Annotated in this window: 12 protein-coding genes; 3 read left to right on the top strand and 9 right to left on the bottom strand. The window is 31.8% G+C overall.

What is annotated here, in order from left to right:
- Nucleotides 1–109 precede the first annotated feature (109 nt).
- Both ppk1 and QYS47_RS09310 read left to right on the top strand, forming a co-directional pair.
- Nucleotides 110–2,227 carry a polyphosphate kinase 1 gene (gene ppk1, locus QYS47_RS09305; RefSeq protein ID WP_322345705.1) on the top strand — a complete coding sequence of 706 codons (2,118 nt, stop codon included), beginning with the start codon at nucleotides 110–112 and terminating at the stop codon, nucleotides 2,225–2,227.
- Between the two features lie 30 nt (nucleotides 2,228–2,257).
- Nucleotides 2,258–4,147, top strand: a complete 1,890-nt coding sequence (locus QYS47_RS09310) for a DUF4139 domain-containing protein (protein ID WP_322345708.1) — start codon at nucleotides 2,258–2,260, stop codon at nucleotides 4,145–4,147.
- A gap of 2 nt (nucleotides 4,148–4,149) precedes the next feature.
- Here QYS47_RS09310 and QYS47_RS09315 read toward each other — a convergent pair whose 3' ends face one another.
- The 9 genes from QYS47_RS09315 to QYS47_RS09355 form a co-directional block, all read right to left on the bottom strand.
- Entirely contained in the window at nucleotides 4,150–4,581 is a 432-nt protein-coding gene (locus tag QYS47_RS09315; RefSeq protein ID WP_302125688.1) for a hypothetical protein, read from the bottom strand.
- Nucleotides 4,582–4,654: 73 nt separating this feature from the next.
- Nucleotides 4,655–5,245, bottom strand: coding sequence for a response regulator transcription factor (locus QYS47_RS09320; RefSeq protein ID WP_302125685.1), 591 nt, complete (start codon nucleotides 5,243–5,245; stop codon nucleotides 4,655–4,657).
- Nucleotides 5,246–5,248: 3 nt separating this feature from the next.
- A complete protein-coding gene (locus QYS47_RS09325) occupies nucleotides 5,249–8,410 on the bottom strand; it encodes a ligand-binding sensor domain-containing protein (protein ID WP_322345711.1) in 3,162 nt (1,053 codons plus the stop codon).
- 187 nt (nucleotides 8,411–8,597) lie between these two features.
- On the bottom strand, nucleotides 8,598–10,436 hold the full coding sequence (gene yidC / locus QYS47_RS09330) for a membrane protein insertase YidC (protein WP_322345713.1): 1,839 nt from the start codon (nucleotides 10,434–10,436) through the stop codon (nucleotides 8,598–8,600).
- Nucleotides 10,437–10,443: 7 nt separating this feature from the next.
- The gene (locus QYS47_RS09335; RefSeq protein WP_322345714.1) at nucleotides 10,444–12,081 is read right to left on the bottom strand and encodes a CTP synthase; all 1,638 of its coding nucleotides are present in this window, start codon (nucleotides 12,079–12,081) and stop codon (nucleotides 10,444–10,446) included.
- A 179-nt stretch (nucleotides 12,082–12,260) separates the two neighbouring features.
- A complete protein-coding gene (locus QYS47_RS09340; protein ID WP_322345716.1) occupies nucleotides 12,261–13,004 on the bottom strand; it encodes a hypothetical protein in 744 nt (247 codons plus the stop codon).
- A 13-nt stretch (nucleotides 13,005–13,017) separates the two neighbouring features.
- Entirely contained in the window at nucleotides 13,018–13,641 is a 624-nt protein-coding gene (gene rsmG, locus QYS47_RS09345; RefSeq protein WP_322348401.1) for a 16S rRNA (guanine(527)-N(7))-methyltransferase RsmG, read from the bottom strand.
- Nucleotide 13,642: 1 nt separating this feature from the next.
- Nucleotides 13,643–14,260 carry an RNA polymerase sigma factor gene (locus QYS47_RS09350; RefSeq protein WP_308356816.1) on the bottom strand — a complete coding sequence of 206 codons (618 nt, stop codon included), beginning with the start codon at nucleotides 14,258–14,260 and terminating at the stop codon, nucleotides 13,643–13,645.
- On the bottom strand, nucleotides 14,251–15,363 hold the full coding sequence (locus QYS47_RS09355) for a glycosyltransferase (protein WP_322345718.1): 1,113 nt from the start codon (nucleotides 15,361–15,363) through the stop codon (nucleotides 14,251–14,253). Before QYS47_RS09355 ends, QYS47_RS09350 begins: the two co-directional genes overlap by 10 nt.
- A gap of 92 nt (nucleotides 15,364–15,455) precedes the next feature.
- Here QYS47_RS09355 and tgt point away from each other — a divergent pair, with 92 nt between their 5' ends.
- Nucleotides 15,456–16,586, top strand: a complete 1,131-nt coding sequence (gene tgt, locus QYS47_RS09360) for a tRNA guanosine(34) transglycosylase Tgt (RefSeq protein ID WP_322345720.1) — start codon at nucleotides 15,456–15,458, stop codon at nucleotides 16,584–16,586.
- Nucleotides 16,587–16,588: the final 2 nt, after the last annotated feature.

The following is a 16,588-nucleotide window of genomic DNA, read 5'->3' on the forward strand; positions in this document are numbered from 1 at the left end:
CTTTTTTGTTAATTTGTATTGTTGCTTAAATAAACCTATTTAAGCTAATTTTACCATTCAATTATTTCATAGAAGAAATTTTTTGAGATAAAAATTTGAATTACTTTCCATGGCAATAGATAGAATAAGTTCATTAATTAATAAGAGTAACTTAGTAAGTAGAGATTTAAGTTGGTTACGATTTAATTATCGTGTGCTAGATTTAGCAAGAAAACCGAGCAGAACAATTTTTGAACGCTTGAAGTTTTTAGCCATCACTGCCTCAAATTTAGATGAGTTCTTCATGATTAGAGTGGGATCGCTCTATAATTATATAGATTATGGTAGAGAGCGTGTTGATTATTCGGGCTTAAGAGAGTTGCCTTTCAGGAAAAAACTATTAACGGAATGCCAGAATTTTGTAAAAGAGCAAAATAAGCTTTTTGAAAATGAGCTCGAACCTATTTTTGAGGAGAACAACTTTAAAATTGCAAAGTTGACTGATTTAACTGATAGTGAGTTGAAGAAGGCAAATGGATTTTTTGATAAGATCATCTTCCCAATGCTCACACCTATGGTGTATGATAATTATCATACCTTTCCAATTTTGATGAATAAGCTTCTTATTTTTTCTGTAGTTACCAGGACTTTCGGTGAAAAAAAGGATAATAAAAAGCTTTCATTTATTCAGATTCCTCAAAATATTCAAAGGTTTTATGAAGTTGAGCGTGATGATAAAATGTTATTTATTCCTATAGAGGAATTGGTTAAAGCTAATATTGATAAGCTATTCCGAAATATTGAAATTCTATCTGTAAACCTATTCAGAATTACTCGTAATGGTGATTTCACACTCGAGGAAAGTGATGATATTGAGGCTAATTTTCTAGAGGAAATGCGTAAAAAGCTCAAGACCCGAAAAACTGGTAGGGTAGTGCGAATCGAAATTGATAAGGACTATGACAAATGGATGATGAAAATTCTTTGTGATAGATGGGAGATTGACAAAGACAATATTTTTAAGTTTAAGAAAGGGGATTTAGTTGACTATAGCGCACTTTGGCAAATTATAAAACATACCGAGTTCAAGGATAAAATTCCTTCGACACCTGATCCAGTTCCTCCTTTAGCATTTCCAGAACATAAATCAGATTCAGACAATATTTTTGAAATCTTGAAGGATCGTGATATTCTCTTGCATCATCCTTACAATAATATAGAACCTGTAATCGATATGCTAGAGAAAGCTGCTGAAGATCCAAAAGTGCTTTCTATTAAGCTAACCATATACCGTTTAGCCGAAGATTCAAGAATTACAAATGCCTTATTAAAAGCAGCTGAAAATGGTATTCATGTTTCGGTTTTATTTGAAGTAAAAGCTCGTTTTGATGAGGAAAATAATATAAGAGAAGCAAAAAGACTTCAGAAAGCAGGCTGTTTTGTGATTTATGGTATTAGCAGATATAAAACTCATACGAAGTTATTGATGATCGTTAGGAAAGAGAAAGAAAAAGTAACGCGTTATTTACACATGGCGAGTGGAAATTATAATGAGGATACTGCAAGGTTATATACTGATATTGGTTTAATGAGTACAGATGAAGTTTATGCTCAGGATATATCAGAGTTCTTTAACGTAATTACAGGGCACAGTCTTCCACATGAATATGAGCGTTTAATTACGGCTCCTAAAGATATGAGAACTCGTTTAATCGGACTAATTCAGCAGGAGGCAGAGAATGCAAAGGCTGGGCTTCCATCCGGTATTTGTATTAAAATAAATTCACTTGAAGATAAAGAGACTATTGAGGAATTATATGCTGCTTCTCAAGCAGGAGTTAGAATTAAATTAATTGTTAGAGGGATCTGTTGTTTGCGTCCAGGTAGAAAAGGATTGAGTGAGAATATTACAGTTCGTTCTATAGTAGGTAATTACTTGGAGCATTCAAGAATTTATTATTTCCATAATAATGGTGACCCTAAGGTGTATGGAGGAAGTGCCGATATGATGGTTCGATCATTTGAAAGGAGATTAGAGTCATTATTCCTCATAGTAGATGAAACCTTGAAAAAGCAAGTCATGAATATCTTAAGATATAATTTACAAGATAATGTGAATGCTTATGAAATGAATGAGGATAGTTTTTATAAAGAAGTAGAAGCTGGAGATGAAGCTTCATTTAATATTCACGAAGAATTTTTTAATGTTACACCTGAATCAATTGAGGATGTACGATTATTCGAATAATTACGTTTTAAGTTTTAACCAAACATTTATATGAAGCAGCTGATCACTATTTTATTTCTAGGTCTATCAATTAATCTGTCAGGACAAAAGGAGTATCAGGAAAAAACATTAACGACTAAAACAGAACAAGTTACCGTATTCTTAAAAGGTGCTCAGTTATTCAGAATGGGTTCAATTAATTTACAAAAAGGGAATTATGATTTAGTAATGAAATCACTTTCTCCTAATATGGATCCCAATAGTATTAATGTAAAAGCTGCCGGTAATTTAAAAATCATCTCAGTTCAACATCAATATGACTATTTAGAAGAGAATACAAATTCTAAAAAGGTTGATTCATTACAAAATTTGATTGACAAAGTTGAAGATGACATAAGAATAAAGTCAAATAGATCAAATGTCTTAAATCAAAAAGAAGCTTTAATAGCTGCAAATAAGAATTTGGGATCGGAGAATATATCTTCTACTCAGCTATTACAAATGCTAAGTTTATATGAAAAGGAGTTAACTTCAATCAAAGAAGAACAATCTACCGTAAATATTGAATTAAGTGATTTAAGAAACAGATTATCAAGACTAAATAATCAATTATCAGGAATTGCAAGGTTAGGAAAAGAAACAAAAAGCAATATTTTAGTAAAGGTTGAGGTTCTGAAAACTACCAATGCAAATTTTGAAGTAAGCTATTTTGTAGAAGGGGCGGGCTGGTATCCTAAGTATAGATTAAATGTAAAAGATATCACTCAACCGATTGCATTAGAATATCAGGCTGAAGTTTTTCAGCAAACTGGTGAAGATTGGAATAATGTTAAACTGCGATTTTCAAATGCTGAACCGAATCAAAATAAAGATGTACCAGAATTGGAAACTTGGTATTTAGATTATGCTCGTTTCACTCAATTTAAAGAAAATGATATCTCTAACTTAGGGGTGAATCGCAATTCAGTTAAAGGTAGTGTAGTAGATGCTGAAACAGGAGAACCTCTACCTGGAGTTAATGTAATTGTTCAAGGAACATCAATTGGAGCTACTACAGATTTACAAGGCAACTATTCAGTAACCGTTCCAAGAGGATCTAATCAACTTGTTTTCAGTTATATCGGTATGAAAAATAAAACAGTGGGTATTAATTCTTCTATTATTAATGTTGGATTAGAAACAGATGTTCAGGAATTATCAGAAGTTGTTGTAACAGCTTACGGTTATGCTTCAAGAGAAGAAAGATTATCCAAATCAAAAAGAGTGCAAGATAAAGTAGCAGGAATGAAGATAAACAGTGCTGAAAAAATGACCTCAACAGTTATTAAAAAACAAACCAATATTGAGTTTGAGGTTGAAGATGCTTATACTATAAAATCGGGTAGTCCTCAAATGTTTATTGATTTGAAGGAATACGAGGTAAAGGCAGATTATCATTATGTAGCTATACCAAAACTTGATAAAAATGCTTATTTAGTAGCCGCTATTTCTAATTGGGACCAATATAATTTAATGGAAGGAGAGGCTAAATTATTTTTTGAAGGTGCTTTTGTTGGAACCACTATCTTAAATGCGAATGCTACAATTGATACTTTACAATTATCATTAGGCAATGATAAAGGTATAGTAATTGAGAGAGATAAAATTGATGATTTTAGTACCCGAAATTTTATAGGACTTAATCAAAGTAAGAAAGTAGGCTTTGAAATAAAGTTAAGAAATACTAAATCTCAGCCTATAAAACTGAATTTATATGATCAAATACCGGTGTCATTAAGAGAACAGATAGAGGTGAACTTAGAGGAAAAATCTAAAGCGAAGTATATTGAGAAAACGGGAGAGTTAAAATGGGAATTGAATCTAAATAGTAATGAGTCAGTTAGCAAGAAATTTATTTATGAAGTAAAATACCCAAAAGGGGAGAAGGTTATATTGGAATAAAATTATTGATTTAAATGAATAAACCACTTTAATCCTTCTTTATGATTTTTAAAAACTTTTGTTACAAAAGCAGCTTCATCGTCATCTGACTCATATTCTTCCACTTTATTAGAGGCTACTTTGGTTGCTGGAGCTATTACAGCTTGATGAGTAAAACCAAGTTGCTCATATTGTGGATTTATATCACTTTCCAACCAATTAATTTCCTCCGCTCTAATGATTTCTAATTCAGTCACATCTGCAAAAAGTAAAAATTTAGATTGACCAGTTACTTTATGTTTCTTTATTTCTTCTGCATAAATAGACAGGGAAGTATCGATTAAATCTCGAAAAACTTCTGGGTTAAAAACTCCTCTCCAAACCTCTTTTATGTATGGGATATTATTAATTTCCTCTACTGTAATTCTCAATTTGGGATGAGTAAATAATCTCATAAAACTGTGTTTGTTCAGAACTTAATTTAAGCAATTATTTGAAATAAATAATTTTTTCTAAAATTAGTTTTTTTTATTGATAATACTGATGTATCAATTCAGTAGAACTTTTACAGCCTGATTTTTTAAGGATATTACTTCGGTGTTTTGAGACCGTTTGAGTACTTATAAATAAGATATTCGCTATTTCTGAACTTGTTTTACCAGCCGCCAATAATTTGATGATTTCAACTTCACGAGTCGTAAAATTATTTAAGAAGTCTTTATTTACTTCAGTATTATTTTCTTTATAAAACTTTTGAAGAGCTACATTAATGGCAACATCTAAACTTCTTTCATTATAGGGCTTTACCAAGTATCCATAAGATTCCGTATCTGCTGTTCTGCTAACTAAGTTATGATCAGAATAGGCTGAAAGATATATGGTAGGGGTCTTTTTGATATTATTTAATTCTAATACTGTTTCAATACCGTCTTTATCTCCTTCGATATTGATGTCACATAAAATCAGATGGACATCATTAGTATTGAATAATAGCATTGCTCTTTCATAATTCTTTGCAATGCCAATACAATTATAGCCCAAGTCTTGTAGCAAATAGGAGAGATCCTGCGCGATTAATGATTCATCCTCAATGACTAAGATATTTTTATAATCATTCATTTCTTAATCGTTTTCCTTACTAATAAATTCTAATTTAAAATGAGGTCCATCTTTACAGCCCACACTTAACCTACCATCAATTTGATCAACTAATGACTTTATCATACTGATACCAAAAGAGCTACTTTGCTCAAACTGTTCTTGAGTTATACCGTCTCCATTATCTTTTAAATTGATCATTATTTTATCAGCGTTTGTTTTTGCAAGGAGTTCAATTTTCAATTCTTCTTTTCCGCTGTGCTTGAGTGAATTAGTGACAAGTTCATTCAAAATTAATCCAAGCGGAACTGCTTGATCTAGATTGAGTTTAAAATCGTCTATATCAAGGATAAACTCCACATTAGAATAGTTGCTTTTAAAGGCGATGGATAAATAGTCTAGAAGTTCTTTAATATAATCCTTACAGTTTACCTCGGTATACTTTTCGGTCATGTATAACTTTTGGTGTAATAATGATAGAGCTTGCATTCTTAACTTACCTTCAGTTAGAGCCATTTTTGCATCAATATTATCTGTACTTCTACTATGAAGATTAAGAATGCTTGATACCAATTGAAGATTATTTTTAATTCTATGATTTAATTCTCTTAATAGAAGTTCAATTCGGTTATTTCTGGAAAGTAATTTATCATTTTGGCTTTCAATTTCTTCCTTTTGAGCCAATACTTCTTCAGTTCTATTCTTAACCAAACCTTCAAGTTTTCTATTTGTGCTCTTAATAATATTAAAGCGCCACTGAATGATTAAACCTATAATTAGGATTAATGAAAATGCAAGAATTGTTCTAAACCACCAGGATTCATACCAATAGGGTAATACAGTAATGGCTAAGGAGGCCTCCTCTTTGCTCCAGATATTTTCATCATTTACAGCAATTAATCTTAACTTATAATCACCAGCTGGTAAATTACTGAAACTTACATTTTTCTTAAGAGATGGAGACCGCCATTCAGTGTCTAAGCCTTCCATTTTTAGAGAATATTTATTTTTTTGGCCGTTTATAAGATTTAAGGCATCGAAGTTGAAATTTAGTAAGAGATCGGTGGGCTGAAAGCTTAATAAACTAGATTCTGATAAAGTAGAATTCAATAAATCAGGTCTACTTGCCATGTTCACAACTGAATTATTAATAGATAATTGATCAAAATATGGCTTGGGTGGCATTTTATTATATTCTAATTCATCAGGATTAAAATGCACAATCTCTCTTGAAGTTCCGAAGTATAAATGATTATCCTCACTTTTAAATGCAGAACCAAAAATGAAATATTCTTCTCTTAAACCATCACTACCATCATATATAGAAAATTGCTTTTCATTATTCATTTTAGCAAGCCCAGAGGCTGTTGCTACCCAAAGATTTCCATTATCATCTTCTAATGCTCCACTAATAACATTGGATGGGAGACCATCTTTTTTATAGTAGCTGGTAAAAGTATTAGTTGTAAAACTGAAAAAATTTAATCCTAATTCAGTGCTGATCCATAAGCCATTTTTAGAACTATTAGCAATATGGTTAATATTTCCATTGCTTAAATCTCCTTTTTTTCTGGAAGGTGAAAATTTCTCAAACACGCCATCCTTTAATAAGTGAAGACCATCAGCAGTGCCAACCCATAACCTTTTATTATTATCTTCTGTTATATATTTAATATATTCATCACCACTATTTTCAAGATTTGATAAATCGCTTACGAAGTAAGGGTTTAATTTTTGCTTTTCTAGATCGTATTGATATAATCCTTTGAGGCTATTACCCAACCAAATGGTTTTATTATGATCTACATAAATTCTTAAATTGAAATTTAAATTTGAGTCTCCAGAATCGTTTCTAAGCTTAGTAAGTTTCCTTTTATGATGATCCCAATGGTAAATGAAATTACCCCAAACGGATATTAGATACTCATTTTCATTATATCGAGTGATTTGAGACATTCTATTTACACTACCTTGGTCACCATTATTCATTTTAAAGATTTGATGAGAATTGTCTTTTTGATTCCATACGATTAGGCCAGAATAAGAAGTTATGAGTAATTCGTCATTACTATGTTGGATGTAGCTAGTATATCTATTAAGGTATTTATCAGTATTAGCGGGAAGAAAATTATGATACTTAAATTTATTGAATGAAGGATGCGATTGATATACTCCTCCATTATTTACAGCGGCCCAAATCCCACCCAAATTATCTTCAAAAACATTATAAATGCTATTTCCACCTATATTGTCCACATCCTTTTGATGCGCTTCTACCCAAAAAAATCGTTCTTTCTTTTTATTGTAATAGTTAATTCCATTCATGGTTCCAAACCATATGATATCAGAGTTTTTGGGACTTTTATATATTGAAAAGCATACATTATGACTCAGGCCTTCACCATTTTCAGGATTAGCTGAAATATGTCTTACTTTGAATGATTGTAGATCAATTATTTCTAATCCTCCACCAGTACCAACCCATAGTTGACCATCATATTCAAGTAAATCGTAAACATAGGTATACCTCAAACCAGGTATACTATCGTTTTCCTTTCCTATGGTTTTAAATTTTTCAGTTTGGAGATCAAGTAGGTTTACACCATTTCCAGTTGCAATAAATAGTTGTGAGTTATCCTTTGAGAGCTTGATAGTCCTTACTGTTAAATCAGCCAGTCCATCTTGAAGTCCGAAGTGTTGAAATTTCCCAGTTTCGGGATTCAGTTTGTCAAGTCCTTCATTAGTTCCAATCCATATATTTCCAACCGAATCTTCAGCTATCCCTCTAACTTTGTTATCACTTAAAGAATTGGAATCTCCAGTAATATGAGCGTAGTTTGAAAATTGATCCAGTTTAGGATTATATTTTGATAGACCACCACCGTAAGTACAAGCCCAAATATTACCCTTACTATCCTCGAACAATTTCCATACAAAATCATACACCAATGAGTTTGGATCAGATATTATATGATGGTAATGTTTATATTCACTTCCGCTGTATCTCCAAAGTCCATTTTCTCCTCCAATCCAGATGAAACCACTATTGTCTTGAATAATGCTGTAAGGAAAAGGTTGATCCAAACCTGAAGCTTTATCATGATGTCTGAATTCTATGGAAACATCCTGAGCCAGAAGTATAAACTGCATAAATATAAAAAGAGCAGTAAAAAGGTACTTAATCATATAACAATAATTTGAATAATTAAATTATAAAACAATACCTATTAATCTGTATTTTTCGGATAGAATTAATCTATTATTATGATATGAAGTTCTAAAAAAGAATTTGTAGAAAATATTAGAAGTAGATGAATATAAAAAAAGGTGAGCTTTTCACTCACCTTTCAATATTTACAGGAATCAAAGAATGTTATTTCTTTTTACCTTTTGATTTTCCTTTTTTCGCTTCCTCACTTGCCTTCATTGCCTCTTGTAATCTTTGCTGAAATTTAGAAGTCTTTTTGTTAGCATTCTTTTTCTTATTCTCTTCTAAAATCTTAATGATTTTATCCTCATCAATCATTCTTCTGATTAAAGTTTGCTGACCAAATGTGATAAGGTTTGCGATTAAATAATAGAAACTTAATGCTGCGGGGAAACTATTTAATACGAACATAAAAATGATTGGCATTAAATATTGAATGTTTTTCATTGGTCCTTGTACTGAGCTCACTTGACCTTGCGACCAAGTAATCAGTAGGGTAGATGCAGTCATTAAAATAGTGAATAAACTCACGTGATCTCCATAGAATGGTATTTCAAAGGGTAAGTTTACTATACTATCATAAGTTGATAAATCGCTCGCCCATAAGAATGCTTCTTGTCTCAATTCAATTGAACTCGGGAAGAAGTAAAACATGGCAAATAAAATAGGCATCTGTAATAGGAGAGGTATACAACCTGAAAGTGGATTTACCCCTACTTTTCTATAGAGCTCCATCTGATCTGCCTGAGCTTTTTGCATATCACCTCCATGCTTTTCCTTAATCTCATCTAATTGAGGTTTCAATACCTTGGTTTTGGCCATTGAAACATATGATTTATAAGAAAGTGGCGATAATGCTAGTTTGATTAATAAAACTAGTATAATAATAATTACACCATAATTACTGATGTATTTCTCTAAAACATAAAATACGTTAATGATAACGTACTTATTAACTAAACTAATTGGGAACCATCCTAAGTAAACGTTTTCCTCAAAATCAGGAGCGACCTTTTGTAAGGCCTTATAATTATTAGGACCAAAATAATATTTGAATTCAGCAGCTTTATTCTGAAACTCGCTATATGCGATCTCAACTTTTGCAGTACCTCTTTTAACATAATCATCTGAAAGATCTTCAATGTTAGTGCTAAATTCAGCTCTGTTCATCGGAATGTCAGTGATGATAGCCTCCATGAAGAAGTTTTGCTTGAATGAGAACCATTTTACAGCTTCAGTCAATTGTTCACTATCATCTTCAGATCTCTCACTTAAACCATCCATTCCTTCAGTTTCAGAATAATAGTTTACAGTGGCTTTAACTCTACTTTGCTCAAGGTCTTTTTCAAACTTGCGCATTTTTTTATTCCATCTTAGCGTAAGTTGATCGCCTAAGATTTCATTAGTAAAGCCATTGAAGGCAACAGCATAGCCTACTTCATATTGATTTCCTGAAAGTGTATAGATTTGCTCTATGCTTTTATTAGCGTCAATCTGAGCAACATATTTAAATTGAATAGTATCACCAGCAGTAATTTGTCTTTTAGGTGCATCTACTAATTCAAAATAAAGATCGTACAAGTTTACAGGACCAGTAGCCGTATTAAAAATTAACTCTTTTTCTTCATCAGCTTGTTGCGTTATGGTAATTGGTTTTCCATCAAAAGTTTCAAAATCTTTTAGCTCAACTGAGTTGATTCTACCTCCTTTAGTATCAAAAGATATTTGAAGCTTATCTGTATTAAAGGTTGTGATTTCAGATTCACCTTTAGCCACAGTAGCAAAAGCACCATATTGGTTAATTAATTCTTGATTTACAGTAGAATCATTTTTAAATTCTTTGACTTCTGGAGTCCTTGTTGTTTCAATTTGACTTTCATCGATTTGTTCTATTTTAGTATCCTCACCATTTTCTGGTATTTTTGGTTCTTCTGCAAAAAACCAAAAATAAGCTATCATTAAAATAGAAATCAGGATAAGTCCTGTTGCTTGATTTTTGTCCATTTAAATTTTAATTATTCGATTCTGATAATATTTTATGTTCTAAACTAGCTTTTACAAATCGCACAAATAATGGATGTGGATTTAATACAGTACTCTTAAGCTCAGGATGAAATTGTGTTCCTACAAACCATGGATGATCTGGTATTTCTACAATTTCCACTAAATTTCTTTTTGGGTTTTTACCTGTGGCAATCATTCCCGCAGCTTCAATTTCCTGCAAATATCTATTATTAAATTCGTATCTGTGCCTATGTCGTTCAGTAATTTTTGTTTTTCCGTAAGCTTGATAGGCTTTTGTATTCTTTTTGATTTCACATTCGTAAGAACCAAGTCGCATAGTACCTCCTTTTTGAGTAATGCTATGCTGTTCTTCCATTAAATCAATAATTGGATTTTTTGTTTTCTCATCAATCTCAGTAGAAGAGGCATCTTTCAGGCCTAATACATTTCTAGCAAATTCAACAACCGCACACTGCATTCCTAAACAAATACCAAAGAATGGTAATTTCTCTTCTCTACAATATTTAATGGTTTGAATTTTCCCTTCAATTCCTCTTTCACCAAAGCCTGGAGCTACTAATACACCATGAACGCCTTTCAAAATTGAGGCTACATTTTCTTCATTGATTTCTTCCGAGTGAATCCATTTTACATTTACTTTAGTCTCATTTTCTGCTCCCGCATGTATGAAAGCTTCAGTAATTGATTTATAGGCATCAGGTAGTTCTATATACTTACCCACTAATGCAATACTGATTTCAGATATTGGATTCTTTAATTTACCAAGGAAATTTTTCCATTGTGTTAATTCTGGTTCCAGTTTATGAGAAAGCTTTAATTTAGCTAAAACCCTTTCATCAAGTTTTTCTTTTCTCATTAGTAAAGGAACATCATAGATTGAATCAGCATCCATCGCTTCTATAACAGAATTAATATTTACGTTACAGAATAAAGCTAATTTCTTTCTAATTTCTTGAGGTAACTTATGTTCAGTTCGGCATACTAAAATATCAGGTTGGATACCTGACTCTAATAACTGCTTTACAGCATGTTGTGTCGGTTTAGTTTTTAATTCGCCAGCAGCACTTAAATAGGGAATTAAGGTAAGATTGATAACTAGAAAATTGTTAGGTCCAACATCCCATTTTACTTGTCTTACGGCTTCAATAAAAGGTAGTGATTCGATATCCCCTACACAACCACCTATTTCAGTGATTACAATATCATAATCATTTTTCTCGGCTACTGAATATATATTTCTTTTTATCTCGTCCGTAATGTGTGGAATAACCTGTACAGTTTTTCCTAAGTAAGCGCCTTCTCTTTCTTTGGTAATTACATTATAATAAATTCTACCGGTCGTTACATTGTTTTCTTGAGAGGTATTAATGTTTAAGAAACGTTCATAGTGTCCTAAATCTAAATCAGTTTCAGCACCATCTTCTGTAACAAAACATTCTCCATGCTCATAAGGATTTAATGTGCCTGGATCAACATTTATATAAGGATCTAGTTTTTGGATGGTAACTGAAAACCCCCTTGCTTGAAGTAATTTAGCTAAAGAGGCTGCAATAATTCCTTTACCTAAAGAGGAAGTTACACCGCCAGTAACAAAGATGAATTTAGTATTTTTTCGAGATGCCATAAGTTAATTTTGAAATGCCTGCTATACTTATGGGATACAAAGGTAGTATAAGCATTTTAAATAATTCATCTATTTTGGATAATAATATAAATTTTTCTGATATGAATTCAGAAAGCTTTCATAGTTAATAGGTTAATTTAACTTAATACGATTATTGGATGATATTAATTTGATTATTCTCAATTTAAAACCTCAAATTCTTTAAGATTTGGATACATATTTAAAGAAGGCCATGTATTAAGTTCTGATATATTTATGGTCATTACACTTTCATGTGAAGTTGCAATCTTGGCACCTTCTGGCGTAGTATTCCAATCATCCCAAGTAAATTTCATTCCACCAATTGGAATTATTTGAACCCACATTTTAACGTATTCAGCTAAAGCCGTTTTTTTGTCAACCACCCAAAGATAAGAATCGCCCGGTGTAACACCTCCAGTTTGATAAGTTACCAATAAGCCTTCTTTATTTTCATCGGTTTGAGGGACATATTTTCTAATCGTTCCGTTATCTTTTATTTTTGTAATGGGATTTAACCAAAATGAATCATTTGCCCAAATACCATAAGCTTCATCTAGCAGTTTATTAGATACTTCTTCTCTTTCTATTTTTTTCTCTTTTGCAAATGCTACACCTTCTTTGGTTCCAAGTTTTATAAATACATCATAGTTATCCCATGATACTTTTGCCCGATGATTTACTTTGTCCCAAACTAAGTGACGCTGACCAGTAAAATTCCATTCTACTACTGCGATAGCATGCCAGGCGGAATCATTAACTGCCTCAAGCATTCTATTAGCTAATTCTTCAGCTTTTGGACCTTCTTCCCCTGTAGGTAAATCTTCATCTACTATTAGATAGGCGACATAACCAATGAGTCCTAAGCTTAATAATATGATGCTAATCCATTTTAAAACTTTCATATATAAATATAGTTTAGAATGGGACGAATATGATTTTTTTAGTATCAAAGAATTCTTCTTCGAAATAATCCGATATAGATACTTCTTGATACATTCTTTTAATTTCAGACATTTCTTCCTCTAAATCTCCACCTTTTAAGGCAATTACGCCACAATTATCTTCAGGCTTGTTTGAATAAATCTTTTGATTAACCCAATGTAAGAATGGCTTCATTCTGGTTACAGCTCGACTTACTACAAAATTGAATTTACCTTTTGTCTTTTCCGCTCTTTGATGAAATGCTTCAACATTTTCTAATCCCAATGCTTCAATTACTGCATTTACAACTTTAATTTTTTTGCCAATGGAGTCCACTAAAGTGAATTCTGCATCGGGAAATAAAATTGCTAAAGGGATTCCAGGAAAACCACCTCCAGTTCCAACATCTAAGATTTTTTTTTCAGATAAATCTTGAAATTTAGCTATTGCTAAAGCATGGAGTATATGCTTTTCATAAATGTTTTCAATATCCTTTCTTGAAACTACATTTATTTTGTCGTTCCATTCAGCATATAAACTTCCTAATTCTTTAAATTGGGCTTTTTGTTGCTCACTTAAATCAATAAAGTATTTTTCTATAATAGCACTACTATCCATCTTAGAATCTATTCTCTTTTCCTTCAATTAATTCTCTCATTAATTCTCTGGATCTATGTAATTGTGCTTTTATAGTTCCTAAAGGGGCTTCTAATTCAGTTGCAATTTCCTCATAAGATAGTTCTTGAAAATATCTTAGCTTCACTAATCGCTGATATTTTGCAGGAAGTTTATCAACGAACATTCTCATTAATTCAATTCGCTGTTCTTTAATAGCTTTATCTTGAGGGGTTAAATTTCCTTTATCTTCTACATCAATCTCTACAGCATCACCATTATCATCTTTATAAGACGAATGAATGCTAATGGTTCTTAATTTCTTTTTTCTAATAAAATCAATAGCATTATTGGTGGCAATTCTGAAAAGCCAGGTACTAAATGTATAATCTTTTTTAAATCTATGTAAACTTTTGAAAGCTTTTGAAAAAGCTTCTATAGTAAGGTCCTCTGCATCATCAACATTACGAACCATTTTTAAAACCATGTGATAAACTGGTTTTTTATATCTTTTCATTAACTCAGCATAGGCCATTTGGTCTTTGGCAATTACTGCTTGATCTATTAGTCTGAAATCTTTTAACGCCTTCTCTGAGAAATTTCTATTTTTATTTATTTCCATTTATGATGCTTAGTTAGTGAAGCATATACTCCCCATATCCAATAAAACCCTACAAAAAAGAATTCTGTGATAGGTAAAAAGTAATGCCTAAAAAGTATTCCAAAATTAATGCTAAGCTTGTAAAACACGACATATTGTCCTATCAACCTTAGTAAAAAAGTTAAACTTAAAATTAAAAATTCAGTACGACTTCCCAAGATTAAACTAAATATTAATAAAATCCATATTAATGTTTGGCTAAAATGAAATAGTCCGAGTTTAAACTTGTCTTTATTTTTATAATATTTCCCTACCGATAAATGTCTTTTCTTCTGATTTAAATATTCCTTCCAGTTCGATTTGGGAGTTGAAAAAGTAATCGCATCAGGCGAAATGCAAATTTCAGTATTATCTTTATTCGCATTTTTATTAACCCATAAATCATCATCTCCCCCCATTATTTCTTGGAAACCATCAAATCCATTTGTTTTTAGGAAAAATGATTTTCTATACCCAATATTTCTTCCCACCCCCATATAGGGAGAATTTTTATAGGCAAATGATAAATATAATAAAGCAGTTTGAAGCGTTTCAAAATTTATAAATTGACTTAAAAAGCCAGAACTCTTATGGTATAATGAAACGCCTAAAACGATATCTATTTTATTTGTAAATAAAGATGACATTCTGTCAATCCAATTTGAAGAAGATGGCTTACAATCAGCATCACTCAATAGCAAAATTTCATTATTTGCTTCTTTTACGCCAATTGTGATTGCATATTTTTTAGGATTAAAATGATTTGGTACTTTGTCTATATCAATAACTTTAAGTTTTCGGTTTTGTAATTGAACCTTATTTAACCACTCTTTTGTGCCATCTTTTGAACGATCATTCACTAAAATAACTTCATAATCCTCATAATGTTGGTTTAAAAAGGAGATTAAATTGGTTTTCAGGTTTTTTAACTCATTATGAGCACAGATTATTACAGATACGGGCTTTTTTGATGGCTTATTGAAATCATGATCTGACTCATGAAAAATAAAAGGTATAAAGTATTTTGACTGAAAGTATAATTGAATCAGAAATGAGAAAATAAATGCAATACCTAGTAAGCTCATTTCAGTCATTTTATAAATTGATTTTGCATTTCAACAAAGATATTAGAAAATAAAAACTATAAATTCTTCAGAAGCTATATTTTTGCAATCTTATGCAATTTACTATTTCAAATAAAGATAAAAACTCAAGTGCCAGGGCAGGAGAACTGACAACAGCACATGGAACTATAAAGACACCGATATTTATGCCGGTGGGTACGGCTGGATCTGTGAAGGCAGTGCATCAGCGTGAATTAAAGGATGATATTCAAGCACAGATTATATTAGGAAATACGTATCACCTTTATTTAAGACCGGGATTGGATGTTTTACAAAAAGCAGGGGGGCTTCATAAATTTAATGGTTGGGATAAACCAATTTTAACTGATAGTGGTGGTTATCAGGTTTATAGTCTTTCTGGCACTAGAAAAATTAAGGAAGAAGGAGTAACTTTTAAATCTCATATCGATGGTTCTAAGCATATCTTTAGCCCTGAAGGAGTTATGGATATTCAGCGAAAAATAGGCGCTGATATCATTATGGCCTTTGATGAGTGTACACCTTATCCATGTGATTATGAGTATGCTCGAAAATCTATGGATATGACTCATAGATGGTTGGATAGATGTATTCAGCAATTTGACAATACAGAAGGCCTATATGGTTATGAACAATCTCTATTTCCTATTGTACAAGGAAGTACCTATAAAGATTTAAGAAAGCGTTCAGCTGAAGAAATTGCTTCAAAGAATAGAGTAGGAAATGCAATCGGAGGTTTATCAGTTGGTGAACCTGCTGAAGATATGTATGAAATGACTGAATTGGTTTGTGATATTCTCCCCCAGGATAAACCGAGGTATTTAATGGGAGTAGGTACTCCTGCTAATATATTAGAATGTATAGCACTGGGTGTTGATATGTTTGATTGCGTAATGCCAACCAGAAATGCAAGAAATGGAATGTTATTTACGACAGAGGGTATCATCAATATTAGAAATAAAAAGTGGGAAGATGATTTTTCTCCGATCGATCCTAATCTTGGTACTTATGTGGATACATTTTACACAAAAGCGTATTTAAGACATTTAATTCATTCTAAAGAAATACTTGGAGCTCAAATTGCGAGTATTCATAATTTAACTTTTTACCTTTGGCTAGTGGGTGAAGCTAGAGAACAGATTATCTCTGGCACATTTTATGATTGGAAGGAGAAAATGGTCAAAAAATTAATGACTCGTCTTTAAGA

This window comes from Marivirga arenosa (assembly GCF_030503875.2).
Taxonomy (GTDB): Bacteria; Bacteroidota; Bacteroidia; order Cytophagales; family Cyclobacteriaceae; genus Marivirga; species Marivirga arenosa.

Coding starts and splice junctions, on each gene's coding strand:
- QYS47_RS09350 (WP_308356816.1), bottom strand. CDS start 14,260: ATGGAAATAAATAAAAATAGAAATTTCTCAGAGAAGGCGTTAAAAGAT.
- QYS47_RS09355 (WP_322345718.1), bottom strand. CDS start 15,363: ATGAGCTTACTAGGTATTGCATTTATTTTCTCATTTCTGATTCAATTA.
- tgt (WP_322345720.1), top strand. CDS start 15,456: ATGCAATTTACTATTTCAAATAAAGATAAAAACTCAAGTGCCAGGGCA.
- ppk1 (WP_322345705.1), top strand. CDS start 110: ATGGCAATAGATAGAATAAGTTCATTAATTAATAAGAGTAACTTAGTA.
- yidC (WP_322345713.1), bottom strand. CDS start 10,436: ATGGACAAAAATCAAGCAACAGGACTTATCCTGATTTCTATTTTAATG.
- QYS47_RS09310 (WP_322345708.1), top strand. CDS start 2,258: ATGAAGCAGCTGATCACTATTTTATTTCTAGGTCTATCAATTAATCTG.
- rsmG (WP_322348401.1), bottom strand. CDS start 13,641: ATGGATAGTAGTGCTATTATAGAAAAATACTTTATTGATTTAAGTGAG.
- QYS47_RS09320 (WP_302125685.1), bottom strand. CDS start 5,245: ATGAATGATTATAAAAATATCTTAGTCATTGAGGATGAATCATTAATC.
- QYS47_RS09335 (WP_322345714.1), bottom strand. CDS start 12,081: ATGGCATCTCGAAAAAATACTAAATTCATCTTTGTTACTGGCGGTGTA.
- QYS47_RS09315 (WP_302125688.1), bottom strand. CDS start 4,581: ATGAGATTATTTACTCATCCCAAATTGAGAATTACAGTAGAGGAAATT.
- QYS47_RS09340 (WP_322345716.1), bottom strand. CDS start 13,004: ATGAAAGTTTTAAAATGGATTAGCATCATATTATTAAGCTTAGGACTC.
- QYS47_RS09325 (WP_322345711.1), bottom strand. CDS start 8,410: ATGATTAAGTACCTTTTTACTGCTCTTTTTATATTTATGCAGTTTATA.